The organism is Ancylobacter radicis (assembly GCF_018449475.1).
GTDB lineage: Bacteria > Pseudomonadota > Alphaproteobacteria > Rhizobiales > Xanthobacteraceae > Ancylobacter > Ancylobacter radicis.
The window spans coordinates 44,609-67,843 of the sequence record NZ_JAHCQH010000004.1 but is presented as its reverse complement, the minus strand read 5'-3'; the positions used below and the strand labels follow the sequence as shown (position 1 = coordinate 67,843).

22 protein-coding genes are annotated in these 23,235 nt (G+C 67.9%); 15 read left to right on the top strand and 7 right to left on the bottom strand.

All coding sequences use genetic code 11. The features are described from left to right. A complete protein-coding gene (locus tag KIP89_RS00565; RefSeq protein ID WP_213753470.1) occupies nt 1-903 on the top strand; it encodes an SGNH/GDSL hydrolase family protein in 903 nt (300 codons plus the stop codon). A gap of 42 nt (nt 904-945) precedes the next feature. Here KIP89_RS00565 and KIP89_RS00560 read toward each other — a convergent pair whose 3' ends face one another. Beyond that, nucleotides 946-1,233, bottom strand: coding sequence for a hypothetical protein (locus tag KIP89_RS00560; RefSeq protein ID WP_250152095.1), 288 nt, complete (start codon nt 1,231-1,233; stop codon nt 946-948). 187 nt (nt 1,234-1,420) lie between these two features. Here KIP89_RS00560 and prmB point away from each other — a divergent pair, with 187 nt between their 5' ends. Together prmB and blaOXA are read left to right on the top strand one after the other, a co-directional pair. Then, nucleotides 1,421-2,365, top strand: coding sequence for a 50S ribosomal protein L3 N(5)-glutamine methyltransferase (gene prmB / locus KIP89_RS00555; protein WP_213753469.1), 945 nt, complete (start codon nt 1,421-1,423; stop codon nt 2,363-2,365). A gap of 106 nt (nt 2,366-2,471) precedes the next feature. Next, nucleotides 2,472-3,293 (top strand): class D beta-lactamase, encoded by an 822-nt coding sequence (gene blaOXA / locus KIP89_RS00550; RefSeq protein WP_369807023.1) that lies wholly within the window; start codon nt 2,472-2,474, stop codon nt 3,291-3,293. A 527-nt stretch (nt 3,294-3,820) separates the two neighbouring features. On the opposite strand, the gene KIP89_RS00545 is transcribed toward blaOXA, so the two are convergent. Continuing rightward, complete coding sequence (locus tag KIP89_RS00545; protein ID WP_213753468.1) at nt 3,821-5,041, bottom strand: lytic murein transglycosylase; 1,221 nt, start codon at nt 5,039-5,041, stop codon at nt 3,821-3,823. 114 nt (nt 5,042-5,155) lie between these two features. Between KIP89_RS00545 and KIP89_RS00540 the strand changes: the two genes are divergently transcribed. Further along, nucleotides 5,156-5,419, top strand: a complete 264-nt coding sequence (locus KIP89_RS00540) for a type II toxin-antitoxin system ParD family antitoxin (RefSeq protein ID WP_213753467.1) — start codon at nt 5,156-5,158, stop codon at nt 5,417-5,419. Then, nucleotides 5,416-5,712, top strand: coding sequence for a type II toxin-antitoxin system RelE/ParE family toxin (locus KIP89_RS00535; protein ID WP_213753466.1), 297 nt, complete (start codon nt 5,416-5,418; stop codon nt 5,710-5,712). The genes KIP89_RS00540 and KIP89_RS00535 overlap by 4 nt, the downstream gene beginning before the upstream one ends. Before the next feature lie 6 nt (nt 5,713-5,718). Here the strand turns inward: KIP89_RS00535 and ettA are convergent, their stop codons facing one another. Continuing rightward, entirely contained in the window at nt 5,719-7,374 is a 1,656-nt protein-coding gene (gene ettA / locus KIP89_RS00530) for an energy-dependent translational throttle protein EttA (protein ID WP_213753465.1), read from the bottom strand. Between the two features lie 349 nt (nt 7,375-7,723). On the opposite strand from ettA, the gene KIP89_RS00525 reads away from it, so the two are divergent. From KIP89_RS00525 to KIP89_RS00505, 5 genes are all read left to right on the top strand, one after another. Continuing rightward, the gene (locus tag KIP89_RS00525) at nt 7,724-8,710 is read left to right on the top strand and encodes a sensor domain-containing diguanylate cyclase (protein ID WP_213753464.1); all 987 of its coding nucleotides are present in this window, start codon (nt 7,724-7,726) and stop codon (nt 8,708-8,710) included. 169 nt (nt 8,711-8,879) lie between these two features. Further along, complete coding sequence (gene otsB / locus KIP89_RS00520) at nt 8,880-9,686, top strand: trehalose-phosphatase (RefSeq protein WP_213753463.1); 807 nt, start codon at nt 8,880-8,882, stop codon at nt 9,684-9,686. Further along, nucleotides 9,683-11,476 (top strand): glycoside hydrolase family 15 protein, encoded by a 1,794-nt coding sequence (locus KIP89_RS00515; RefSeq protein WP_213753462.1) that lies wholly within the window; start codon nt 9,683-9,685, stop codon nt 11,474-11,476. Before otsB ends, KIP89_RS00515 begins: the two co-directional genes overlap by 4 nt. After that, nucleotides 11,461-12,843 (top strand): alpha,alpha-trehalose-phosphate synthase (UDP-forming), encoded by a 1,383-nt coding sequence (locus tag KIP89_RS00510; RefSeq protein ID WP_213753461.1) that lies wholly within the window; start codon nt 11,461-11,463, stop codon nt 12,841-12,843. The genes KIP89_RS00515 and KIP89_RS00510 overlap by 16 nt, the downstream gene beginning before the upstream one ends. Before the next feature lie 84 nt (nt 12,844-12,927). After that, complete coding sequence (locus KIP89_RS00505; protein ID WP_213753460.1) at nt 12,928-14,007, top strand: GGDEF domain-containing protein; 1,080 nt, start codon at nt 12,928-12,930, stop codon at nt 14,005-14,007. A 55-nt stretch (nt 14,008-14,062) separates the two neighbouring features. On the opposite strand, the gene KIP89_RS00500 is transcribed toward KIP89_RS00505, so the two are convergent. Beyond that, entirely contained in the window at nt 14,063-14,977 is a 915-nt protein-coding gene (locus KIP89_RS00500; RefSeq protein WP_213753459.1) for an aldose 1-epimerase family protein, read from the bottom strand. A 134-nt stretch (nt 14,978-15,111) separates the two neighbouring features. On the opposite strand from KIP89_RS00500, the gene KIP89_RS00495 reads away from it, so the two are divergent. The 3 genes from KIP89_RS00495 to KIP89_RS19950 all read left to right on the top strand — a co-directional run bounded on the left by KIP89_RS00495 (nt 15,112) and on the right by KIP89_RS19950 (nt 16,949). Continuing rightward, nucleotides 15,112-16,452 (top strand): MFS transporter, encoded by a 1,341-nt coding sequence (locus tag KIP89_RS00495; protein WP_213753458.1) that lies wholly within the window; start codon nt 15,112-15,114, stop codon nt 16,450-16,452. A gap of 75 nt (nt 16,453-16,527) precedes the next feature. Then, entirely contained in the window at nt 16,528-16,707 is a 180-nt protein-coding gene (locus tag KIP89_RS00490; RefSeq protein WP_213753457.1) for a DUF1328 family protein, read from the top strand. 110 nt (nt 16,708-16,817) lie between these two features. Continuing rightward, nucleotides 16,818-16,949, top strand: a complete 132-nt coding sequence (locus tag KIP89_RS19950) for a hypothetical protein (RefSeq protein WP_256441400.1) — start codon at nt 16,818-16,820, stop codon at nt 16,947-16,949. Between the two features lie 216 nt (nt 16,950-17,165). Here the strand turns inward: KIP89_RS19950 and KIP89_RS00485 are convergent, their stop codons facing one another. The 3 genes from KIP89_RS00485 to dnaG all read right to left on the bottom strand — a co-directional run bounded on the left by KIP89_RS00485 (nt 17,166) and on the right by dnaG (nt 22,072). Then, the gene (locus tag KIP89_RS00485; RefSeq protein ID WP_213753655.1) at nt 17,166-17,777 is read right to left on the bottom strand and encodes a LysE family translocator; all 612 of its coding nucleotides are present in this window, start codon (nt 17,775-17,777) and stop codon (nt 17,166-17,168) included. 178 nt (nt 17,778-17,955) lie between these two features. Then, complete coding sequence (gene rpoD, locus KIP89_RS00480; RefSeq protein ID WP_213753456.1) at nt 17,956-19,953, bottom strand: RNA polymerase sigma factor RpoD; 1,998 nt, start codon at nt 19,951-19,953, stop codon at nt 17,956-17,958. 181 nt (nt 19,954-20,134) lie between these two features. After that, on the bottom strand, nt 20,135-22,072 hold the full coding sequence (gene dnaG / locus KIP89_RS00475; protein ID WP_213753455.1) for a DNA primase: 1,938 nt from the start codon (nt 22,070-22,072) through the stop codon (nt 20,135-20,137). A gap of 204 nt (nt 22,073-22,276) precedes the next feature. Here dnaG and KIP89_RS00470 point away from each other — a divergent pair, with 204 nt between their 5' ends. Then, nucleotides 22,277-22,669: an ArsR/SmtB family transcription factor gene (locus KIP89_RS00470; RefSeq protein ID WP_213753454.1), complete on the top strand. Its 393-nt coding sequence runs from the start codon at nt 22,277-22,279 to the stop codon at nt 22,667-22,669. Next, a complete protein-coding gene (locus tag KIP89_RS00465; RefSeq protein ID WP_213753453.1) occupies nt 22,666-23,217 on the top strand; it encodes an SRPBCC family protein in 552 nt (183 codons plus the stop codon). Before KIP89_RS00470 ends, KIP89_RS00465 begins: the two co-directional genes overlap by 4 nt. Nucleotides 23,218-23,235: the final 18 nt, after the last annotated feature.

Sequence of the window (23,235 nt, the reverse complement as noted above, 5' to 3'; positions counted from 1 at the left end):
ATGCGCCGCACCGCCCTCACCGCCGCCGCGATCCTCCCCCTGCTGGCGCTGCCCCTGCTGGCGCTGCCCGCCGGCGCGCAGAGTTTGGGAGGCCAGACTTTGGGCGGCCAGCCGCTGTTGAGCGCCCCCACCTGCCCGGCGCCCAAGGTCGCGACCCGGCTGACCCAGCCGCTGGCCCGCACCGCGGCCAGGCTGCGCGCCGGCGAGACCGTAGTGATCGTGGCGATCGGCTCCTCCTCCACCGCCGGCGCCGGCGCCTCGACGCCTGAAGGCTCCTATCCGAGCCGCCTTCAGGCCCTGCTGCGCGAACGCTTTCCGCAGGCCGACATCACCGTGCTCAATCGCGGGGTGAACGGGCAGGACGCGCCGGAAATGCTGGCCCGGTTCGACACCGACGTCGCCGCCGCCCAGCCGACTTTGGTGATCTGGCAGGCCGGCGTGAACGCGCTGTTCCGCGACAACGGCCTCAGCACCGCCGAGGGGCAGCTGCGCGAGGCGATCGCCCGCGTGCGCGCCATCCATGCCGACCTCTTGCTGGTCGACCCGCAATATTCCCCGCGCGTGCTGGCCGATGCCGACACCGCGCCGATGATCCGCATGATCGACACCATCGCGGCGGAACAGGGCGTCGGCGTCTATCACCGCTTCGCGCTGATGCGCGAATGGCACGAGACGGCCGGCATGCCGTTCGAATCCTTCCTGTGGAAGGACGGCTTCCACATGAATGACTGGAGCTATAACTGCCTGGCGCGCGATCTCGGCCGGGCGATGATCGCCAATATCGACAGCCAGCAGCGTTCCGCCGACATGACCTCGCCCAAGGCAGCGGCGTCGGCAGCGGCGGGCGCGGGCGGCGCGGTGCCGGCCTCGATCGCGGCACCGACCGCGACGCTGGCGCCATAGGGCGCGCGAAGGCAGTCCATACCGCCCGGCGCGGTCTCGGTGTCAGTCCTCGCCCTTGCCCGAGAAGGCGCCGCCGAAACGCTTCATCACCGCCTCGCGGGCGGCGAGCACGCGGCGCTCGTAATCCTCGGCCATCGGCTCGGTCAGCACGCTCTCCAGCCCCGCCAGCAGGGCCCAGAGGGCGGGAATCTCCGCCTCGTCGTCGATGAAGTCGAGCAGCGCCTCGCCATCGGCATCGTCGACCGTGCGCGAGAGGAACTCGAACAGCACGACCGCGACCGAGCGGTCGACCACCAGGGTGATTTCGTCACTTGCCGCGTCGGCCATCATGCATCCTTTCCGCGCTCACACCTTCTTCCTATCGAACCATGTCGTTCTGAAAACAAGGTCGCGCTGAAAACAAGGTCGTGCTGAAAACAGGCCCCCCGGAAACGGGACCCGGCGACGGGCGCGCCCGGCCGGCCTTGCTTTCCCCCGCCGGTCGTGCTGCACCTCTGGCACGGACAGGGAGACGATAATGGCGGCGGCCGACGAGTTGAAGACGGTACGGGACTTCGTGCGCTATGCGGTAAGCCGCTTCAACCAGGCGGACCTGGCCTTCGGCCACGGCACCACCACGGCGCTCGACGAAGCCGCCTTCATCGTGCTGGAATCGCTGCACCTGCCGGTCGACGACCTCGCCCCCTGGCTCGACGCAAGGCTGGTGGAGGGCGAGCGCACCCGGCTCGCCGACCTGATCGACCAGCGTTGCCTGACCCGCCAGCCGGCGGCCTATCTGCTCGGGCGCACCTATATTCGCGGCGTGCCGTTCAAGAGCGATGCGCGCGCCATCGTGCCGCGCTCCTTCATCGGCGAATTGATGGCCGGCGACCTGTTCAGCGGCGGCCACAGCTTCTCGCTGATCGAGGACCCCGACGCGGTGGGGCGGGTGCTGGATCTGTGCACCGGCTCCGGCTGCCTCGCCATTCTCGCCGCCATGAGCTTCCCGGAAGCGCAGGTCGACGCGGTCGACCTCTCGCCCAAGGCGCTGGAACTCGCCGCCGAGAATGTCGCCGAGCACGAGCTGGGCGAGCGGGTGAGCCTGATCGAGGGCGATTTGTTCGGCCCGCTGACCGGGCGGCTCTACGACCTCATCATCACCAACCCGCCTTATGTCGATGCCGAGGCGATGGCCACGCTGCCGCCGGAATACCGGCACGAGCCGACGCTGGCCTTCGACGGCGGGCCGGACGGACTCGACCTCGTCCGGCGCATCCTCACCGAAGCGCCCAAGCACCTGACCGCCAAGGGCGGCATCGTCTGCGAGATCGGCACCGGCCGCGAATTGCTGGAAGCCGAATATCCCAACCTGCCCTTCCTCTGGCTCGACACCGAGGACAGCGAGGGCGAGGTGTTCTGGCTCTCCGCCCGCGACCTCGGCGCCGGCAAGGACCTGCGCGTCATCAGCCGCATGCCGCGCTAGAGGCGCTGCGTTCGAGCGACGCCGCTCCCGATTGTCGCCACAGGGTGATGGTGGGGTGCGCGCGCCTTCAACCGGAATCGCGCCATTGCCCCCTGCCCCGCTCCGCATCGTCGCCGGCTTTCCACTTGCCGGTCTTCTCGCCGCCCTGTTCACGCTGCCGCTGGCAAGCCGCGCCGGGGCCGAGACGCTGTGCACGCTGTTCGCCGACGCCGCCACCAGCACGGTGCTGAGCGAGGAGGGACCGGGCTGCGCCGCCCGCGTGACGCCGGCCTCGACCTTCAAGATCCCGATCGCGCTGATGGGCTATGATGCCGGCATCCTGACCGACGCCCATGCCCCCGTCTGGTCGTTCAAGCCGGGCTATGCCTCATGGCGGGAGGAATGGAAGCGGGACACCGATCCGACCTACTGGATGAAGGAATCGGTCGTCTGGTACTCGCAGGAGATCACCCGCAGGCTCGGCATGAAACGCTTCAACGCCTATGTCACCGGCTTCGGCTACGGCAATGCGGATGTGGCGGGCACGCGCGGGAAAGATGACGGGCTCACCCGGTCCTGGCTCTCCACCTCGCTGGCCATTTCCCCGCGCGAGCAGGCGGCTTTCCTCGGCCGGATGCTGCGCGGCGAATTGCCGGTCTCGCCCCATGCGGTGGCGATGACCGCCGCGATCATCCGCTATGGCGAGGTGGGCGGCTGGACCGTGCACGGCAAGACCGGCATGGGCTTCGCGCTCGACGCCAAGGGCGCGCCGGTGCGCGGCCAGCCCTATGGCTGGTATGTCGGCTGGGCGAGCCGGAACGGGCGCAGCATCCTCTTCGCCCAGCTCGACCGCGACGCCACCCGGCAGGAGACGCCGACCAGCGTGCGCGCCCGCGACGCCCTGCTCGCCGAACTGCCGGCGCGGCTGGAGAAGCTGGCGGGGAAGTAGGAGAGGGCACGCGCGTCGCGCTCGCCCCGCCGTCCACCTGTCGGGCCGTCATCCCCGGGCTTGACCCGGGGATCCACGACTTTCCGCGAGCGCCGGGCCAACGACGTGGATGGCCGGGCTGATCCCCGGATCACGTCCGGGGACGGTCCTGACGGTGTGTCATTTGGAACGGCTGCATGAAATCCTCCTTTGCGACCAGAGGATGGAACACGCCCGTCTATGACGGCGCGTGGAGTGGAAAGGGAGGAGAGGCAACCGGGGCCCCCTACCCACCCTTCCGCATATGCGTCAGCACCGCCGCGCCCGGGACACGGGGCCCACCCTCGCGCCGTCATCCCCGGGCTTGACCCGGGGATCCACGACGTCCCGCGCGCGCCGGCCAAGACGTGGATGGCCGGGTCAAGCCCGGCCATGACGGTGTGTGAGGTGGAAAGGGTGAGGCGAAAGGCGCGTGCAACGGTATTTAAAAACCTTCCAGCGATCGACATTGTCCAACAGCCGGCTTTTTTACTTAGCCGGCGTGCCCCCTACCCACCCTTCCGCATATGGGCGAGCACCGCCGCGTCGGGCCAGCAATCGAGTGCGAGGCCGTTGACCTTCTGGTAGGCGCCGAGCGCGGCGCGGGTCTTCATGCCAGCCTTGCCGTCGACCTTATCGGTGTAATAGCCCTGATGAGTCAGTACCTTCTGCATGAATTCGAGATCGGCGGTCTTCACCAGCGCGATGTCCTTCCAGCCCTGCGCGAAGGGCCGGTCATCCTCGATGCGGTCGGCGAGATGGCCGACATAGAGCACGTAGAGATCGGCGAAATTGTAGCTCTTGAGCACGAAATAGTTAGCCGGCGTCATAAATGCCGGGCCGAACGGGCCGGCGGGCATGATGATCGAGGCCTCGTCCTTGAGCGCGGATGGCGGCACGCGGCGGCCATCGGCGATTCTCACCCCGCGCTTCAGCCAGTCGCCGATGGAAAGGCGGGTTTCCGGCTCGGCCAGCGTGCAGTCGAAGCCGGAGGGGACGGTGATCTCATAGGCCCAGCGTTTGCCGGCCTGCCAGCCCTTTTCCTTCAGCAGGCTGGCGGTCGCGGCCAGCGCCTCCGGCACATCGGTCCAGATATTGGCGGTGCCGTCGCCGTCGAGATCGACGCCATATTCCAGATAGCCGGTCGGCAGGAACTGGGTGAGGCCCATGGCGCCGGCCCAGGAGCTTTTCATCTGCGCGCGGGAGATATGCCCCTCGTCGAGGATCTTCAGCGCGGCGAGGAATTCGGCGCGGAACTCGTCCTTGCGGCGGCCGACATAGGCCTGCGTCGCCAATACGCGCAGCGCGTCGCGGTCGAGCTTGGCCCCGCCATAGGAGGTCTCGCGCGCCCAGATGGCGAGCAGGATCGGGCCCGGCACACCGAAACGTTTCTCCAGCGCGGCGAGCTGCGGGCCATATTGCTTGGCGAGCGCCCGGCCGCGCGCGGCATAGGTGCCGATCGCCTTGTCCGAGACATAGGTGGCCGGCGTCTGCACGAACTCGGCCTGCCGGTCCGGCGCCTTCGGCTTGCCGGGCAGAGCGAGGTCCGGCAGCGAGAGGTCGGGCTCAAGGCCGCGCGTTTCCCGCTCGAAGGTGGCGCGGGAAATCCCCATCGCCTGCGCCGCCGGCCATTGCGCCGCCAGCCACCGGTCGAAGGCGGCATCGGCGCGGGCGAGCGCGGGGGTGAGCGCGATCAGCGCGGCGACCAGCATCATCGGGATGTGCTTCATGCCCCCTACCTAACCGATCCCGCGCCGCCCGCACCACCCGACCACGGCACCACCGCGCAGATTTGATTCAATAACTGTTATTGGTGCGCTAGACTGACGCGAATGGAGGACGCCATGGCCATCAGCGCCGAACTCGGCCAGCAGCTTGAGACCTATGTGAACCGGCTCGTCGCCTCGGGCCGCTACCATTCCAAAAGCGAGGTGCTGCGCGAGGGTGTGCGGCTGCTTCAGGAGCGCGAGATGCGGGTCGCCGCGCTGGAGCAGGCACTCGCGCGCGGGCTGGACGACGCCGAGGCCGGGCGGGTGACGCCGGCAGAGCGCGTTCTCGGGCGGCTTGAGGCGAAATACGCGGCGATGGTCGACAAGACCGGCGAATGATCGTCCTCATCACGGCGCAGGCCGAGGCGGATCTGGAGCGCATCGGCGACCACATCGCCGCCGACAATCCGCGGCGCGCCCTCGCCTTCATACGAGAGCTGCGCGAGCATGCCGCGCGCATCGGGGCGGCCCCGGAGGCCTACCCGCTGGTGCCGCGCGTCGCGGCGGCGGGCGTGCGCCGCTGCGTCCACGGCAATTATCTCATCTTCTTCCGGGTCAGCGAAGACACCGTGCAGATCCTTCATGTCCTGCACGGTGCGATGGATTACGAGCCCCTGCTGTTCCCCGGTTGAGCCCCCTCAGCGCGTCAGCTTCTTGTGCTTCATGCGGTGCGGGACGATCTCGTCGACGCCGAGGCGGCGCTTCTTGTCTTCCTCGTAATCGTGGAAGTTGCCTTCGAACCATTCGACATGGCCCTCGCCCTCATAGGCGAGGATGTGGGTGGCGATACGGTCGAGGAAGAAGCGGTCATGCGAGATGATGACCGCGCAGCCGGCGAAGTCTTCCAGCGCCTCTTCCAGCGCGCGCAGCGTCTCGACGTCGAGATCGTTGGTCGGCTCGTCGAGGAGGAGGACGTTGGCGCCCTGCTGGAGGATACGGGCGAGATGCACGCGGTTGCGCTCGCCGCCCGAGAGCATGCCGACCTTCTTCTGCTGGTCGCCGCCCTTGAAGTTGAAGGCGCCGCAATAGGCGCGCGAATTGATTTCGCGCTTGCCGAGATAAAGCACTTCCTGGCCGCCGGAGATTTCCTCCCAGACGGTCTTCTTGTCGTTCAGCGCGTCGCGGTTCTGGTCGACATAGCCAAGCTGCACGCTGTCGCCAACGCTGATGCTGCCGGCGTCGGGCGTCTCCTGCCCGGCGATCATGCGGAACAGCGTGGTCTTGCCCGCGCCGTTCGGCCCGATAACGCCGACAATGCCGCCCGGCGGCAGCTTGAAGGACAGATTGTCGATCAGCAGGCGGTCGCCGAACGACTTGGTCAGGCCGTTGAACTCGATGACGTTGTTGCCGAGGCGCTCGGACACGGGAATGACGATCTGGGCGGTGGTCGGCGCCTTCTCGGAGGCCTTCTTCACCAGCTCGTCGTAACGCTGGATACGCGCCTTGTTCTTGGCCTGACGCGCCTTGGGGGAGGCCGCCATCCATTCCTGCTCGGAGGCAAGGGCACGCTGGCGGGCCTCGTCCTCGCGGTTTTCCTGCTGCATCCGCTTGGTCTTCTGGGCCAGCCAGGAGGAGTAGTTGCCCTCATAGGGGATGCCGCGGCCGCGATCGAGTTCGAGAATCCAGCCGGTCACATTGTCGAGGAAGTAGCGGTCATGGGTGACGATCAGGATCGCGCCCGGATAGTTGCGCAGATGGCCTTCCAGCCAGTTGGTGGTCTCGGCGTCGAGATGGTTGGTCGGCTCGTCGAGCAGCAGCAGTTCCGGCTGCGAGAGCAGGAGCTGGCACAGCGCGACGCGGCGGCGCTCGCCGCCCGAGAGCCGGGCGACGTCCGAGCCCTCTTCCGGGCAACCCAGCGCGTCCATCGCCTGGTCGACCTTGCTGTCGAGATCCCACAGGCCCTGGCCCTCGATCTCGTCCTGGAGCGCGGTCATCTCATCCGCGGTCTCCTCGGAATAGTTCATGGCGAGTTCGTTGTAGCGGTCGAGGATCGCCTTCTGCTTGGCGACGCCGAGCATCACGTTCTCGCGCACCGAGAGGGTCGGGTCGAGCTGCGGCTCCTGCGGCAGGTAGCCGACGCGCGCGCCTTCCGCGACCCAGGCCTCGCCGGAAAAGTCCTTGTCGATGCCGGCCATGATCTTGAGCAGCGTCGACTTGCCCGAGCCGTTCGGGCCGAGAATGCCGATCTTGGCCGTCGGGTAGAAGGAGAGGTGCACATTGTCGAGCACCTTCTTGCCGCCCGGATAGGCCTTGGACATGCCGTGCATGTGGTAGACGTACTGATAGGAAGCCATGTGCCGAGATCCTGCGCTTAAGGCGCGTGGGGGACGCACGCCGCCTGACGGCAACGGGCCCTGCGACGAGACGGAATTGGGTCGGGCGCTATGTAAACCGCGCGCCCGCGAGCGGCAAGACCGGCGTTCTCCCGGAACGCGACCGGAGCTTTGCCGGCGCGATCCCGCGACGCAGGGCACGGGCAGAGCGCGGGCGCCGGTCTTGGGAGCATGGCGACGGCGTTGCTGCAACGACTCTGCGTCAGCCGGACGAAAAGCGGCGCCGGATTGACACGTGTCAATTGCGGACGGGCCCCCTCCTGTTATAGTTAACGCCCTTTTCAATCATTCATCATCCCAGTTCGGCGGTATGCTCGCGCACCTTTCGGCCGAAGACCTCCGACGCATCTATCTGGACTTCCCCATCGCGTCCTGCCTCATCAGCCGCGAAGGGCACATTCTTGCGGCCAACCGGGAATTCGCCGGCGTCATCCCCGATCCCGGCGACGGCATCACCGGGCGGAACGTGGGCGATGTGTTCGGCGAGGCGGCGCTCAACATCTCCAAGCGCATTTTCGCGACCTTCGACAGGGGCGCGGCCGAGCCGCCGCAGGAAATCAGCCTGTTCGGACGGGTCTTCATCGTCTCCGTCCGGCCGATCCGCGACGAGGGCGGACAGATCAACGCGATCTGCACGGCGCTGACCGAGATCACCGAGCAGAAGCGGCTGGAAGAGAGGCTGGAGAGCGCCAATCAGGAACTTCAGGCCGCCAATCGCCGACTGGCCGAAGCGGCCTCGACTGATGCGCTGACCGGCCTGTGGAACCGCCACGCGCTGGAAGAGCTGCTGCCGCGCGAAATCCTGCGCTGCCGGCGCGAGGGAGCGCCGATTTCGGTGCTGCTGATCGATGTCGACGACTTCAAGAAATACAATGACCGTTACGGCCACCTCGCCGGCGACGACACGCTGCATGCCGTGGCGCAGGTGATGGGCAGCGTGCTGCGCCGCCCCGGCGATATCGTCGCCCGCTTCGGCGGCGAGGAATTCATCGTCGTGCTGCCGGGCACCGCCGCCAATGGCGCGCTCAAGGTGGCCGAGAGCCTGCACAAGGCGGTGGAGGCGCTGGAGATCGAGCATGCCAGCATAAGCGGGGCGCGCCTGTCCATCAGCACCGGCGCCGCCTGCCTCTCGCGCATTCCCCATGATGCGACGATCAGCGAGGTGCGCAGCCAGCTCATCGAGCGCGCCGACCAGGCGCTCTATGCGGTGAAAGCCGAAGGCGGGCGCGGCATTCGCCTGCATTGGGATGCCGGCTCCCTGCCCTCCGCCGACGGGCAATTGATGCCCGCGCGCTGAGCCGCGCCGCGCCGGTCACATCACCTTCTTCGATTGGTATTGGAACGCCATCGCCTCCTGCGCGTTAACAGGGGCGATTTGCGCCTATTCTACACCTTGTTACCACCCTGTCGGCGGATACGCGCGTTATTGGTCGACGGTGAGAGCCCCGACGCTACCAGGAAACGGAATGCACACTCTCCCCGAGGCCAAGGGACCTGTTCCCGACCTTCCCGAAGCCGCGCTTCCCGCCCTCCCCCCTGCCCAGCCCGACTGGGCGCTGTTTCTCGATATTGACGGCACGCTGATCGAACATGCCGACCACCCCGAGGGGGTGACCATCCCGACGCGGATGCCGGACATGCTGGTCGCGCTCCAGCAGGCGCTCGGCGGCGCGGTGGCGCTGGTCTCCGGCCGTACCATCGACTGGATGGACCGCCGCTTCGCCCCCGCCCGGCTCGCCGCCTCCGGCCAGCACGGGGCCGAAATCCGCCTCGCCCCCGACGCCCCCTCCGTACCGATCACCATCCCGAAATGGCGCCAGCCGCTGGAACACACGCTGGTGCGCGAGCTGGCCGCCTGGCCGGGCGTGTTCATCGAGCACAAGCCGCTCTCGCTCGCCGTGCATTTCCGCGCCGTGCCGGAATGGTCGGACGCCATCATGGACAAGGTGGTCGAACTGGGCCGCGGCTTCGATGACGGGGTCGAATTCCTCAAGGGCCGCTTCGTCATCGAGGTCCGGCCGGCCGGCCACACCAAGGGCACGGCGGTCGAGCAGTTCATGCGCACCTCGATCTTCGCCGGGCGGCGGCCGGTCTTCGTCGGCGATGACGTGACCGACGAGGACGGCTTCCGCGCCGTGCGCGCCGCCGGCGGCCTCGCCGTCGCCATCGGCCCCCGCCCGACCACCCAGGCCGATCATCGCCTCGCCACGCCGGCCGATGTCCGGCACTGGCTCGACCAGATCCCGCAGATGCTGGAGCCCGCCGCCACGTGACCAATCTGAATCTCGCCGCCATCGGCAACGGCACCATCGCCGCCCTCGTCGATCCCAACGGGCGCATCGCCTGGTGCTGCTGGCCCCGCATCGACGGGGACCCGATCTTCTCCGCCATGCTCGGCGGCACGGAACCGGAAGCGGGCTTCTTCGACGTGGTGCTGGACGGGCAGGTGAAGGCCACGCGCCGCTACCAGCACAACAGCGCCATCATCGAGACCATTCTGGAGAGCGCGGACGGGGCGAAGCTGCGCATCACCGACTTCGCGCCGCGCTTCAAGCTCTATGACCGCATCTATCGCCCGGCCATGCTGGTGCGGCGGATCGAGCCGATCGCCGGCACCTGCCGCGTCACCATCCGCCTGCGCCCGCATTTCAAATGGGGCGAGCAGCGTCCGGTACCGGTGCGCGGCTCCAACCATATGCGCTTTGCCGGCGACGACTTCACCCTGCGCGCCACCACCGACCTGCCCATCGTCTATGTGATGGAGGAGCGCCCCTTCGTGCTCAGCAAGGCGGCGACGCTGGTGCTCGGGCCGGACGAGCCCTTCGCCTCGAGCCTCGCGGAAACGGCCCAGGGCTTCGAGGATAAGACGCGCGACTATTGGTGGGAATGGGTGCGCTACCTCTCCATTCCCTTCGAATGGCAGGACGCGGTGATCCGCGCCGCCATCTCGCTCAAGCTGTGCGCCTATGAGGAGACCGGCGGCATCGTCGCCGCGCTCACCACCTCGATTCCCGAGGCGCCGCACTCGATCCGCAACTGGGACTACCGCCATTGCTGGCTGCGCGATTCCTACTTCACGGTGCGCGCGCTGAACCTGCTCGGCGCCACCCGCACGATGGAAGACTATATCCGCTATCTGACCACGGTGATCGCCTCCGAGCCGTCCGGGCGGCTGGCGCCGGTCTATTCGATCGTGCCGGGCACCCAGCTTGAGGAGCGTTTCGCCCCGGCGCTGGCGGGCTTCTCCGGCATGGGGCCGGTGCGGGTCGGCAATCAGGCGGCCGAGCAGGTGCAGAATGACGGCTATGGCCATGTCGTGCTGGCGGCGGCGCAGATGTTCTTCGACGAACGCCTGCCCAATCGCGGCGACCGGGCGCTGTTCGAGCTGCTGGAGGGGGTCGGCGCCAAGGCGGTGGAATTCGCTTTCGAACCCGATGCCGGCCTGTGGGAGCTGCGCGGCAAGCGGCGCGTCCACACCTTCTCGGCGGTGATGAGCTGGGCCGCCTGCGACCGGCTCGCCCGCATCGCCCGCGTGCTCGAATTGCCGGAGCGCGTGCAGTTCTGGCTGGAGCGGCGCAACGAGATCCGCGCCCGCATCCTCACCTTCGCCTGGAGCGAGAAGCTCGGCAGCTTCGTCGACGCGGAGGAGGACGGCCAGCTCGACGCCAGCCTGCTGCTGCTCGCCGAACTGGGCTTCGTGAGGCCGGACGATCCGCGCTATGTCGCGACCGTGGAGGCGATCGGGCGCGGGCTGATGCGCAACGGCTATCTGATGCGCTATGCCGGCGAGGATGATTTCGGCCTGCCCGAGACCTCCTTCACCATCTGCTCCTTCTGGTACGCCGGCGCGCTCGACCTGATCGGGCGCCGGGACGAGGCGCGCGAGCTGTTCACCAACCTGCTCGCCCGGCGCAACGAGGCGGGGCTGCTGTCCGAGGACATCGACAACCAGACCCTCGAACTGTGGGGCAACATTCCGCAGACCTATTCGATGGTCGGCCTGATCGACATGGCCATGCGGCTGTCGAAGACATGGGAGGAAGCGTTTTGGCGCGGCTCGTAATCGTCTCCAACCGCGTGGCATCGCCGCGAGAGCGCGCCGCCAAGGCGGGAGGTCTGGCGGTCGCCCTGCGCGAGGCGCTGAGCCAGCGCGGCGGCCTGTGGTTCGGCTGGAGCGGCGAGACGCAGGTCGACCCGCCGCCGCCCAAGGTCTTCCGCTCGGGCCGGGTGAGCTATGCGTTGCAGGATCTCGACCCCGAGGACCAGCGCGCCCATTACGCCGGCTATGCCAATGGCACGCTCTGGCCGCTGTGCCATTACCGGCTCGGCCTGCTGTCCTTCCGCCGCGCCGACTGGGAGGGCTATCGCCGCGTCAACGCGCATTTCGCCCGCTCGCTGCTGCCGCTGCTGAAGCCGGACGACATCGTCTGGGTGCACGACTACCATTTCATCCCGCTGGCGGCCGAGCTGCGCAAGCTCGGCTTCGAGGGGCGGATCGGCTATTTCCACCACATCCCCTGGCCGACCCCGGAAGTCTTCCTCTCCCTGCCCTCGCATGCGGCGCTGGTGCGCGACATCTCGCATTACGATCTGGTCGGTCTCCAGACCGAGGACGATGTGCGGGCCCTGCTGACCTATATCTCCTCCGAGGCGCGCGGCTGGATCGCGCCCGGCGGCGGGGTCGGGCTGAAGGACCGGCGCTTTCGCGTGGTCGCCTACCCGATCGGCATCGACGCCGAGGCCTTCGTCAAGGATGCCCGCGCCTCGGTCGGCAAGGATGAGGAGAAGCGCCTCAAGGAAAGCCTGGCCGGGCGCGCGCTGGCGGTGGGCGTCGACCGGCTGGACTATTCCAAGGGCCTGCCCAGCAAGTTCGCCGCTTTCGGCGATTTCCTCGCGCGCTATCCCGAGCACCGCTCGAAGATGACGATGATGCAGATCGCGCCGCTGAGCCGGGCCGAGGTCACCGAATATCAGGCCCTGCGGCGCGAGCTGGAGGAACTGGCCGGCGCGATCAACGGCGAATATGCCGAATTCGACTGGGTGCCGCTGCGCTATCTCAACCGGCCGTTCCAGCGCGCCACGCTCGCCGCGATCTACCGCAATGCCCGGCTCGGCATCGTCACGCCCTTGCGCGACGGGATGAACCTCGTCGCCAAGGAATATGTCGCCGCGCAGGACCCGGAAAATCCGGGCGTGCTGGTGCTCTCGCGCTTTGCCGGCGCGGCGGACGAACTGACGGGTGCCCTGCTGGTCAATCCCTATGACGTGGAAGGCATGGCCGACGCCTTCCACCGCGCCTTCACCATGCCGGTGGAGGAGCGGCGCGAACGCTGGCGCACCAATATGGACAAGGTCGAGACCAACACGATCCATAGCTGGTGCGAGGGTTTCCTCGCCGATCTTTCGCAGGCCGCCGACCATTTCGGTTGACCCGCGAAGGTAGTAAAAAGGGTGCAGGCAACCTGCCGTCCGTACCGGGCGACAGGGGATGCGAGGCCCCGGAGCGTTTTCGATATGTGGCGGGTACCGGCCCCACCGGCGAATGAACAGGCCCGCCTCGGCGCGCTGCAGGCATGCGACATCATGGACACGCCGGGCGATGAACGATTCGACCGGATCACGTGGCTGGCCCGCCATGTCTATCAGGCGGACACCGCCTTCATCAGCTTCATCGACGAGCGCACGCAGTGGATCAAATCGGCGGCCGGCCAGCCGATCGCGCCTGTGCTGGAGCGCGAACGCTCGATCTGCCAGCACATCATCGCCGATGGCGAGGCGCTGGTGACGCATGATCTGGCGTCCGATCCCCGCTTTCAGGGCCACCCGGATGCCGCCGCGTGGCGCATCGGCTTCTATGCCGGCGTGCCGCTACTGCTCGACGGCCAGCCCATCGGCACGCTCTGCGTGATGAACGCGGCGCCGCTGCGCGCGGCCAATACCGATCTCGAACCCCTGCGTGTCCTCGCCCGCATCGCCACCGACGAGGTGGAACTGTTCCGCCGCAACCGGGAACTGGTGCACCATTCGCGCATCGACCCGCTGACCGGCCTCGCCAACCGCACCGCGCTGGACGAGGGCTTGTCGCGGGCGGCAAGCCGCTGCGAGCGTACCGGCGAGGCGCTCGGGCTGGTGATGATCGACATCGACTGCTTCAAGGAAGTGAATGACGGCTTCGGCCATCCCGCCGGCGACCAGCTGCTGCGCGGCGTCGGCCGGACGCTGGCCGGCTTCCGGCAGCGCAATGGCGACCTCGTGGCCCGCTATGGCGGGGACGAATTCGTCGCCGTGCTGCCGGGCGCCGACGTCCACAATGCCCGCCGCATCGCCGAGCGGGTGCGCACCGCGCTGGCCGCCGCGGCGCTGACGCGCCCGGACGGCAAGCTCATCACCGCCAGCATCGGCGTCGCCGCCCAGCCGTCGAGCGTGCTCAACATCGAGCGGCTGATCGCGGCCGCCGACGCGGCGCTCTACCGCGCCAAGCAGAACGGACGCGACCGGGTGATGTCCGCCCACAGCTCGGACATCAACATGCCCGACATCGCGGAGTTCGATGCCAACGGACCCGGTCCCGGCGCGCTCGAAAAGCACGCCTGACCGCGTCCCCTCACCGCCCCTTTTTCACCGCCGCTTTTCGACCACCCTGCCGGTTTCAGCGACCGATATCCGGCAGCCAGCGCACCGCCATGGCAAAGCTTTTGGAGCCGCCGGGCGGGATGAGGCTGAGGCCCGGCTTGTCCATGAACTCGGCCGCCCCCGGCTCGGACGAGGACGCCTCGGGAGACGCGTAACCCGACCATGGCTCGATGCACAGGAACGGCGCGCCCGGCTTCGACCACAGGCCGAGCTGTTCCATGCCGGGATAGGCGATCTCCAGCCCCGGCTCGCCGGGCACGCCGAAGCGTACATGGTGCGAGCGCGGATGCAGGAAGATCAGCGCATCGCGCTCGAACATCGCGTCATCCGGGGCGATCACCGTATCCACCGCCGGGTTCGGCTCGGAAGCGGCCGAGAGCAGCCCGCCCACCGGGCGATGCACCGGCTCCACCTCCGCCTTCTCGAACACCAGCCGGTGGTCGGCCCGCGTGCCGCCATAGGGCAGCGGCCAGCGGAAGGCGGGGTGGAAGCCGACGCTCGCCGGCAGCGTGACCGGGCCGGGATTGGCCACCTGCACCTCGATGGTCAGCGTCGCCTCGATCAGCGTGTAGGTGACCGTCAGCGTGAAATCGAACGGGTACTGTTTGCGCGTCTCGCCATCCGCGCGCAGCGAGAAGCGCGCCTGCGAGGCGCTGGCCTCGCGCAGTGCGAAGGCGCGGCGGCGGGCGAAGCCGTGCTGGCTCATGGGATAGGCCACGCCCTCATGCACCAGCTGGTCGCCCGGCAGGCGGCCAACGATGGGAAAGAGCAGCGGCGCGCGGCCGGTCCAGAATGCCGGATCGCCGTCCCACAGCAGGTCGCGCCCCTGCGCATCCTTGAGGCTCTGCATCTCCGCGCCGAGCCGCGCGATCTCCACGCTGAGATGGTCCGAGGTGAGTTTCACCGGCTGGTCGCCCGCTGCGCTGCTCATTGCTGCACTCATGTTGCTGCACTCATGCCTTTCGCTGTCTCGACTTCATCCCGGAACAGGGCTACCGAAAGCGGATAGATGCTTGATTCCCGCAGGAATCGCCTCCCCGTCGCCCTTTCACCGCCGGTTCCATCATGGCCCAGACTCTCGGCCCTGTCGCCGCGCTCCTTCTCGGCGTGTTCTTTCTGGTTACCGGCAGCGGCCTGCAGAACACGCTGCTGCCGCTGCGCGGCGCCTTTGAGGGCTTCAGCGCGATCAATCTGGGTATTCTCGGTTCCAGCTACTATCTGGGCTTCGTGGTCGGCTGTCTTGCGGTTCCGCACCTCGTGCGCCGCTCCGGCCATATCCGCGCCTTCGCCGCCCTGACCGCGGGCGTGGTGGCGACGATGATGGCGCACCCGATCTTCGTCGATCCGTTCGTCTGGTTCGCCCTGCGCGGCATCACCGGCTTCTGCTTCGCCGGGCTCTATCTGGTGATCGAGAGCTGGCTGAACGACCGCGCCACCAACCAGACGCGCGGCTTCGTCATGAGCGCCTATGTCATGGTCGACTATGCCGCGCTGACCGCCGGGCAGATGATGATCACGCTCTACCCGGTGCGCGGCTTCGAGCTGTTCGCGCTGGCGGCGATCCTGTTCTCGCTCGCCACCCTGCCGGTGGTGATCTCCAATTCCGGCCAGCCGGCGCCGATCGAGACCGCGCGCATCCGCCCGCTGCGGCTGTTCCGGGCCGCCCCCGTCGCCATGGTCGGCTGCTTCGTGATCGGCCTGACCAATGGCTCGCTCTGGTCGCTCGGGCCGATCTTCGGCATCGGGCGCGGGCTGACCGCCGACGGCGCGGCGACCTTCATGAGCGCCGTGGTGGTGGCCGGGGCGCTGGCGCAATGGCCGGTCGGCTTCTTCTCCGACCGCACCGACCGCCGCCGCATCCTCGCCGGGCTGATGGTCGGCGCCATGCTGGCGGGGCTGGCGCTCGGCATGTTCGATTTCGGCCTGCTCGGCCTGTGCGTGCTCGGCCTGATCTTCGGCGCGCTGTCGCTGCCGGCCTATTCGCTGGCCGCCGCCCATGCCTATGACCGCACCCCGGCCTCGCAGGCGGTGGAGACGGCGGCGGGCCTGCTGCTGCTCTACGGCATCGGCTCGGTGGTCGGGCCGGCGCTCGCCTCCTACGGGATGCAGCATTACGGGCCGGGCGCGCTGTTCTATTTCACCGCCGGCTCGCACACGCTGCTGCTGCTGTTCGTGGTCTGGCGGATGTGCTGCCGCGATGCCGCGCCGCTGGGGGGCACCGGGCCGGGGATGGAGGAGGCCGGCATCGCCTGCGCCGTCACCGGCACCATTCCGCTGCCCGAGGACGAGACCGCCGACGCCCCCTCGCCCGCCGCTTCCCAACCCGACCGGCGCGCGCAGATGCGCCGCGCGGCGGATGAGGAGGCCTTCCCCTCCGCGCAGGACGGGCGCTCGGACGGCGGCTGAGGCGCCCTCTTGGCAAAGCTGGGGAACCTCGCGGCCGGTAAGCCGTTCTTGGCCTGACGCTTGCGGGAGCCCAGCATGTTCAAATACGCCGTCATCTTCCTGATCATCTCGATCATTGCCGGCGCCATCGGCATGACCAATGTGTCCGCCCTGGCGCGGCGGATCTCGCTGATCCTGTTCGGCCTGTTCTTCGTGATCTTCCTCGGTCTTGTCGGCCTAGCCCTGCTGGTCGATCAGGCGATCTCGACGCCCTGAACGCCGTTCTTCCCCAGCGGCATCGGACGCGCGCCGGATTGACTTACCGCAAGGCAAGCCACCCGCGCGGGGCGTAGCGTCATCCCATTCAAGTTGATGGGAGAACGCCAATGCCCATGGAGACCGTGCTTTTCCTCACCGCCACCGTGATCGCCTTCGGCGGCTTCGCCGGGGTGCTCGCCTATGTCGACATCTCGACCCGCGAGACGCGCCGCCGCAACCATCCGCTGCCCGGCGAGTGATTCTGCGGGCGCGTGAGCCTACCCATTTCGGGCGGCACCCTCCCCCCAACGGGGGTGTCACCTGGAAGAGGCGCATCCAGGCGCCGGTGCCGTCGAGGAGACACCGCGACGGCACGACACTGCCCCGTCCCGCTTCCCCCGCGGGCGGGGTTTTTCTTTGTCTGGAGCTGACGCATTTTCCGCGCGCGAACCGGAATCCACGTCGCTCGAGATGCTCTATCGCTCGCTGAGCGCGAGCTTGGCGCCCAGCGCCACAAAGGCGGCGGCAAAGCCACGGCGCAGCCAGCCGAGGATGGCGGGGCGGGCCAGCACCTGCCCGCGCACCGCCGCGGCGAAGACGCCATAGAGCGCGAAGACCACGAAGGTCATCGCCATGAACATACCCGACATCTCCAGCATGGCCGTCAGCGGGGCCGGCTCGCCGGGCGCGATGAATTGCGGCAGGAACGCCACGAAGAAGATCGAGAGCTTCGGGTTGAGCAGGTTCAGCAGGATGCCGTCGGCGATCACCCGCGCCGGACGAAGCCTCGCGGTGCCCGGCGCGAGGCGCAGCGGTCCGTCCGCCTGCAGCGTCTGCCAGGCCATGTAGAGCAGATAGGCGACGCCGGCATAGCGCAGCGCCTCATAGGCGAGCGCGCTCGCATGCAGCACCGCCGCCAGCCCGAGCAGCGCGGCGGCCAGATGCGGGACGATGCCGAGCGTGCAGGCGAAGGCGGCCAGCACGCTCGCCCCGCGCCCCTGCCCGAGGCCGGCGGCCATGGTGTAGAGCGCCCCGGTGCCCGGCGAGGCGACGACGATGAAGCAGATGAACAGGAAGTCGGGGGACAGGGCGGCGGTCATCGGTTCGCGCTCCACGAAAGGGTTGTGCGAAGACTAGGCCGCCGACGAGGTGATCGACACCCGAAACCGCCCCAAGCCTGAAACCACCGAAATCTGAAACCACCGTGAGCCTGAAACGAAAAAGGCGGCCCGCAGGCCGCCTTTTCGCATTCCGTGAGACGCACGCTCAGTTGTCGAGGAACGAGCGCAGCTTGCGCGAGCGCGAGGGGTGCTTGAGCTTGCGCAGCGCCTTGGCCTCGATCTGGCGGATACGCTCGCGGGTCACCGAGAACTGCTGGCCGACTTCCTCCAGCGTGTGGTCGGTGTTCATGCCGATGCCGAAGCGCATGCGCAGCACGCGCTCCTCGCGCGGCGTGAGCGAGGCGAGCACGCGCGTGGTGGTCTCGCGCAGATTGCTCTGGATCGCCGCGTCGATCGGCAGGATCGCGTTCTTGTCCTCGATGAAGTCGCCGAGATGGCTGTCTTCCTCGTCGCCGATGGGCGTCTCCAGCGAGATCGGCTCCTTGGCGATCTTCAGGACCTTGCGGACCTTCTCCAGCGGCATGCCCAGCTTTTCGGCCAGTTCTTCCGGGGTCGGCTCGCGGCCGATTTCGTGCAGCATCTGGCGCGAGGTGCGCACGATCTTGTTGATCGTCTCGATCATGTGCACGGGAATGCGGATGGTGCGGGCCTGATCGGCGATCGAGCGGGTGATGGCCTGACGGATCCACCAGGTCGCATAGGTCGAGAACTTGTAGCCGCGCCGGTACTCGAACTTGTCGACCGCCTTCATCAGGCCGATATTGCCCTCCTGGATGAGATCCAGGAACTGCAGGCCGCGGTTCGTATACTTCTTGGCGATGGAGATGACGAGGCGCAGATTGGCCTCGACCATTTCCTTCTTGGCCTGACGGGCTTCTTTCTCGCCCTTCTGGACCATCTGGACGATCTTGCGGAATTCCTGGATTTCCAGCCCGGTCTCGGTGGCCAGCGCGTGGATTTCCGAGCGCAGATCGCGGATGCCGTCCAGTTCCTGGCCGACAAAGCCCTTCCAACCGCGCGAGGTCAGGTTCTTGACCCGGCTGATCCACTTCGGGTCGAGCTCGGAGCCCTGATACTGCTTCAGGAAGTCCTCGCGCGAGACGCCGAAGCTCTCGGCCAGACGCATCAGCCGGCCTTCGAGCGACACGAGGCGCTTGTTGATGTCGTAGAGCTGCTCGACGAGGTTGTCGATGCGCGCCTGATTGAGCGACAGCGACTTCACGTCGAGGATCAGATCGTCCTTGAGCTTCTTGTATTTGCGGTCCTGCGAGGGCGAGAGGCTCTCATTCTTGAGCTTCGACTCGACGTTCTGGTCCTGCAGGCGGCGCAGCTTCTTGTAATAGTCGGCGATGCGGTCGAAGGTCTCCAGAACCTTCGGCTTGATCTCCGCTTCCATGGCGGCGAGGGAGAGCGAGTTCTCCATGTCGTCGTCATCATCGGCGGCGATGGTCTCGCCCAGCGTCGGCTCACGCTCCTCGTCGCCTTCCGGCGCCAGCGTGCCGCCCTCGACGATCGGGCCGTTCTTCGCCTCGGGACCGGCATAGGTCGCCTCGAGGTCGATGATGTCGCGCAGCAGCACCTTGCCTTCGACGAGTTCGTCGCGCCAGATGATGATGGCCTGGAAGGTCAGCGGGCTCTCGCAGAGGCCCGCAATCATCGCCTCGCGGCCGGCCTCGATGCGCTTGGCGATGGCGATTTCGCCCTCGCGGGAGAGCAGCTCGACCGAGCCCATCTCGCGCAGATACATGCGCACCGGATCGTCCGTGCGCTCGCCCGGCTCGGACTTGGTCTCGGAACGGATGACCGCGCGCGGGGCCGATTCGGCGATCTCGCCGCCGGCCTCTTCCTCGTCGTCCGCCGCCTCGGCCGGCTCCTCGCCCTCGGCTTCCGCCTCGGCCTCTTCCGCCTCGACGACATTGATGCCCATCTCGTTGAGCATCGCGTAGATGTCTTCGATCTGGTCGGAGGTGTTCTGCTCGGAGGGGAGAACCTCGTTCAGCTCGTCATAGGTGACATAGCCACGCTTCTTGGCGAGCTTGATCATCTTCCGGACGCCAGCGTCCGAAAGGTCCAGCAACGGGCTATCCGGGGTCTCGCCGTCCTTTTCGGGGGCTTCCGTCGCGTCCGCTGCCTGCTTCGCCATGCGTGTGCTCCTTAACCGCCTGAGGGCTTGCGCCCTGGCGTCCAACGGCGTCCGGCTTATCCGGCGCGCCGCCCCTTCGACCTTCAAACCCCGTGCGGTCACCGGGGCGACCACGACGCAAACGGGGCCACACGCTCCACGGCGCAGTTGGTGCGCAGGGGCGGGCGACCCAGAGGACTTTCTACATCGACCGAGCCGGACGACCCGACGCGGCGCCGAACCCCTCTACCAAAGCTTCGGTTCCGTCAAGTGCCGCGAGCTGTCTTTGTATGTCGAGAAAGCGTGCCCAGTTCATCTCGGTGGGCTCCTCTGCGAGGCGTTTTTCCGCTTCCTTGAGGTCCTTAGATAGGGCGTGGCTGCGCCGGTGCAAGACCAGCCGCTGGTGCCACCACAATTCCACATCGACCCGGCCGGCATCGGCAAAGGCCGGCCAGTCATGCCGCGCCACCGCGATCTGGGCGAGGCGCTGGGCCACCGGGCCGACGCCGACCGCCTCCAGACGGACGGCCAGATGCTCGGCATCCTCGTCCGCCCCTTCCATATGAGCGTCCAGCAGCGCCTGACGCAGCCGCGCCGCATCCTTGTTGAGCAGCGGCAGGTCGGCAAGCTCCTCGGCGAAGCGTTCCATCAGCCAGGGATGGTTCATGGCGGCGAACAGCAGCAGCGCCTCGTTGCGCGGAATTTCGGCGGCTGAGCCGCGCATCAGCGCCGAGCGGCGCATCCCCTCCCCGGCCGAGCCGCCCGCCCGCCCGCCGACGGCGCGCCGGTCGCCCGCGCCCCGTCCGGTGCCGTTCCCCTTGCCGGTGAAACGGCCGGGCTCGCGCCGATTTGCCCCACCCTGAATGACCGCCGGGGCGAACAGGCGGCGGAAACGCTCCATCAACTCGCTGCGATAATGCTTGCGCACCGTCTCGTCGGCGATGCCGCGCACGATCTCGCCAAGCCGCGCCTCCAGCGCCGCGCGGCGCTCGGGGGTCTCGATATTGGCGCCCTCCAGCTCGCGCTCCCACAGCACGTCGGCAAGCGGGCGGGCCTGCGCAAGCACCGCGTCCACCGCCTCGCGGCCGCCGGCGCGCACCAGATCGTCCGGGTCCTGCCCGTCGGGCAGCGTGCCGAAGGACAGGCTCATGCCGGGCTTGAGATGGGGCAGAGCGAGGTCGAGCGCCCGATAGGCGGCCCGCCGGCCGGCCTTGTCGCCGTCGAACAGCAGCACCGGTTCGGGCGCCATGCGCCAGAGCAGCGCCAGCTGGTCCTCGGTCAGCGCCGTGCCGAGCGGGGCCACCGCGGCGGGGAAGCCGGCCTCGACCAGCGCGATGACGTCGACATAACCTTCGACCGCGATCACCGGCGCGCCCTTATGGGCCGCGGCGCGGGCGGTGAAGCCGTTATAGAGCAGCGAGCCCTTGTGAAAGAGCGAGGTCTCCGGCGAGTTGAGGTATTTGGCCGAGACGTCCTTCTCCAGCGCTCGCCCGCCAAACGCGACCACCCGCCCGCGCAGATCGGTGATCGGGAACATCACCCGGTCGCGGAAGCGGTCATAGGGAATGGCGATGTCCTCGGCGCTGATCAGCAGCCCCGCCTCGATCATGTCCTCGATCGGCACGCCCTTGCCGCCCAGCGCCTCCTTCAGCGCGAAGCGATCGGGCGGGGCATAGCCGAGGCGGAAACGCTGCTGGGTCGCGGGGCCGAGGCCACGGTCGGCGAGATAGCCCCGCCCCTTGGCACCGGCGCGGTTCTGCAGCGTGGTCTCGAAGAATTTGGTGGCGAGTTCCATCACCTCGTGGAGCGTCTTGCGACGGCTCTCGCGCTTTTCCTCCTCGCGCGACTGGACCGGCATGGGCAGGCCGGCCAGACCGGCGAGCCGTTCCACCGCCTCCGGGAAGGGCAGGCCCTCGACCTCCATCATGAAGTCGAACTGGTCGCCATGCTTGCCGGAGGAGAAGCAGTGATAAAAGCCCTTCTGGTCGTTCACATAGAAGGACGGCGTCTTCTCGGGATTGAAGGGCGAGAGGCCGCGCCATTCGCGCCCCTGCTTCTTCAGCTGCACGCGCTTTCCCACCACCTCCGACACCGGGAGGCGGGCGCGAATCTCGTCGAGGAACGAGGGCGGGAAGCGCATGACGGGGTATCGATTCTCCAGAACGAACGACCCTTGTAGCAGGCAAGAGCCGGGCCGATTGATGGCCGCACCCCCTGATGTGGCGTGCCGGGCGGCGCGCGGCAATCCCTGCCCGTTATCCCCGCAATCCACCGAGGCCCTGCCGCCGACAAACATTAAACCATACGGTTGACAATGGAGCGGGACGCGCAGATATTAAACCGTATGGTTGAATATATCGACATCGCCGATCCTCGGCTGGATCACATCTTCCATGCCCTCGCCGACCCCACAAGGCGGGCCATGCTGCACAGCCTCAGCGAGCGGGAACGCTCGGTGGGGGAACTGGCGGAGCCCTTCGCCATGTCGCTCGCCGGCGCCTCCAAGCACATCAAGGCGCTGGAGGCGGCCGGGCTGGTGCGGCGGGACATACGCGGGCGCCAGCATCTGTGCCGGCTGGAGCCGGCCCGGCTCGCCGCCGCCCATGAATGGCTCGGCTTCTACGAGCGTTTCTGGACCGATCGGCTCGGCACTCTCGACGCCCTGCTGCGCGCGGAAGACGCGGGCAAGGCCACACCCGACGCCCCGCACGGCGCCCCATACGGAGAGGACAGATGAACAACGCCACCGCCCCCGCCGCTTTCGCCACCCGGCAGGATGCCGAAACGCTGCGCTTCGAGCGCATCCTCCCCGGCCCCATCGAACGGGTCTGGGCCTATCTCACCGAGCCCGCCAAGCGCCGGCTCTGGCTGGCCGACGGACCGATGGAATTGCGGGCGGGCGGCGCGGTCGATCTCGTCTTCCGCAATGGCGAGCTCAATGCCGGCCAGCCGACGCCCGAGAATTTCGCCAAATTCGCCGGCGAGTTCCACAATGCCGGGCAGGTGCTGGAGTGCGAGCCGAACCGCCGGCTGCGCTTCACCTGGGAGGCGGACGGGCCGAACGAGTCGGAAGTCACCTTCGAGCTGGCCCCGCGCGGCGAGAAGGTGCTGCTCACCGTCACCCATCGGCGTCTGGCCAAGCGCAGCACGATGCTCGGCGTCGCCGGCGGCTGGCACGCCCATCTCACCTTGCTCGCCGAGGAGCTGGAAGGCCATGAGCGCCCGGCGCTGTGGCCGCTCTTTGCGCAGTACCGCGCGGAATATGAGGGGCGCCTGCCGGAATAAGGCACGGACAACAGCACA

Excerpts from the sequence above, each read along its gene's own strand:
- KIP89_RS00565 (WP_213753470.1), top strand. The coding sequence starts at position 1 with ATGCGCCGCACCGCCCTCACCGCCGCCGCGATCCTCCCCCTGCTGGCG.
- KIP89_RS00560 (WP_250152095.1), bottom strand. The coding sequence starts at position 1,233 with ATGATGGCCGACGCGGCAAGTGACGAAATCACCCTGGTGGTCGACCGC.
- prmB (WP_213753469.1), top strand. The coding sequence starts at position 1,421 with ATGGCGGCGGCCGACGAGTTGAAGACGGTACGGGACTTCGTGCGCTAT.
- KIP89_RS00545 (WP_213753468.1), bottom strand. The coding sequence starts at position 5,041 with ATGAAGCACATCCCGATGATGCTGGTCGCCGCGCTGATCGCGCTCACC.
- KIP89_RS00540 (WP_213753467.1), top strand. The coding sequence starts at position 5,156 with ATGGCCATCAGCGCCGAACTCGGCCAGCAGCTTGAGACCTATGTGAAC.
- KIP89_RS00535 (WP_213753466.1), top strand. The coding sequence starts at position 5,416 with ATGATCGTCCTCATCACGGCGCAGGCCGAGGCGGATCTGGAGCGCATC.
- ettA (WP_213753465.1), bottom strand. The coding sequence starts at position 7,374 with ATGGCTTCCTATCAGTACGTCTACCACATGCACGGCATGTCCAAGGCC.
- KIP89_RS00525 (WP_213753464.1), top strand. The coding sequence starts at position 7,724 with ATGCTCGCGCACCTTTCGGCCGAAGACCTCCGACGCATCTATCTGGAC.
- otsB (WP_213753463.1), top strand. The coding sequence starts at position 8,880 with ATGCACACTCTCCCCGAGGCCAAGGGACCTGTTCCCGACCTTCCCGAA.
- KIP89_RS00505 (WP_213753460.1), top strand. The coding sequence starts at position 12,928 with ATGTGGCGGGTACCGGCCCCACCGGCGAATGAACAGGCCCGCCTCGGC.
- KIP89_RS00500 (WP_213753459.1), bottom strand. The coding sequence starts at position 14,977 with ATGAGCAGCGCAGCGGGCGACCAGCCGGTGAAACTCACCTCGGACCAT.
- KIP89_RS00495 (WP_213753458.1), top strand. The coding sequence starts at position 15,112 with ATGGCCCAGACTCTCGGCCCTGTCGCCGCGCTCCTTCTCGGCGTGTTC.
- KIP89_RS00490 (WP_213753457.1), top strand. The coding sequence starts at position 16,528 with ATGTTCAAATACGCCGTCATCTTCCTGATCATCTCGATCATTGCCGGC.
- KIP89_RS19950 (WP_256441400.1), top strand. The coding sequence starts at position 16,818 with ATGCCCATGGAGACCGTGCTTTTCCTCACCGCCACCGTGATCGCCTTC.
- rpoD (WP_213753456.1), bottom strand. The coding sequence starts at position 19,953 with ATGGCGAAGCAGGCAGCGGACGCGACGGAAGCCCCCGAAAAGGACGGC.
- dnaG (WP_213753455.1), bottom strand. The coding sequence starts at position 22,072 with ATGCGCTTCCCGCCCTCGTTCCTCGACGAGATTCGCGCCCGCCTCCCG.
- KIP89_RS00470 (WP_213753454.1), top strand. The coding sequence starts at position 22,277 with ATGGTTGAATATATCGACATCGCCGATCCTCGGCTGGATCACATCTTC.
- KIP89_RS00465 (WP_213753453.1), top strand. The coding sequence starts at position 22,666 with ATGAACAACGCCACCGCCCCCGCCGCTTTCGCCACCCGGCAGGATGCC.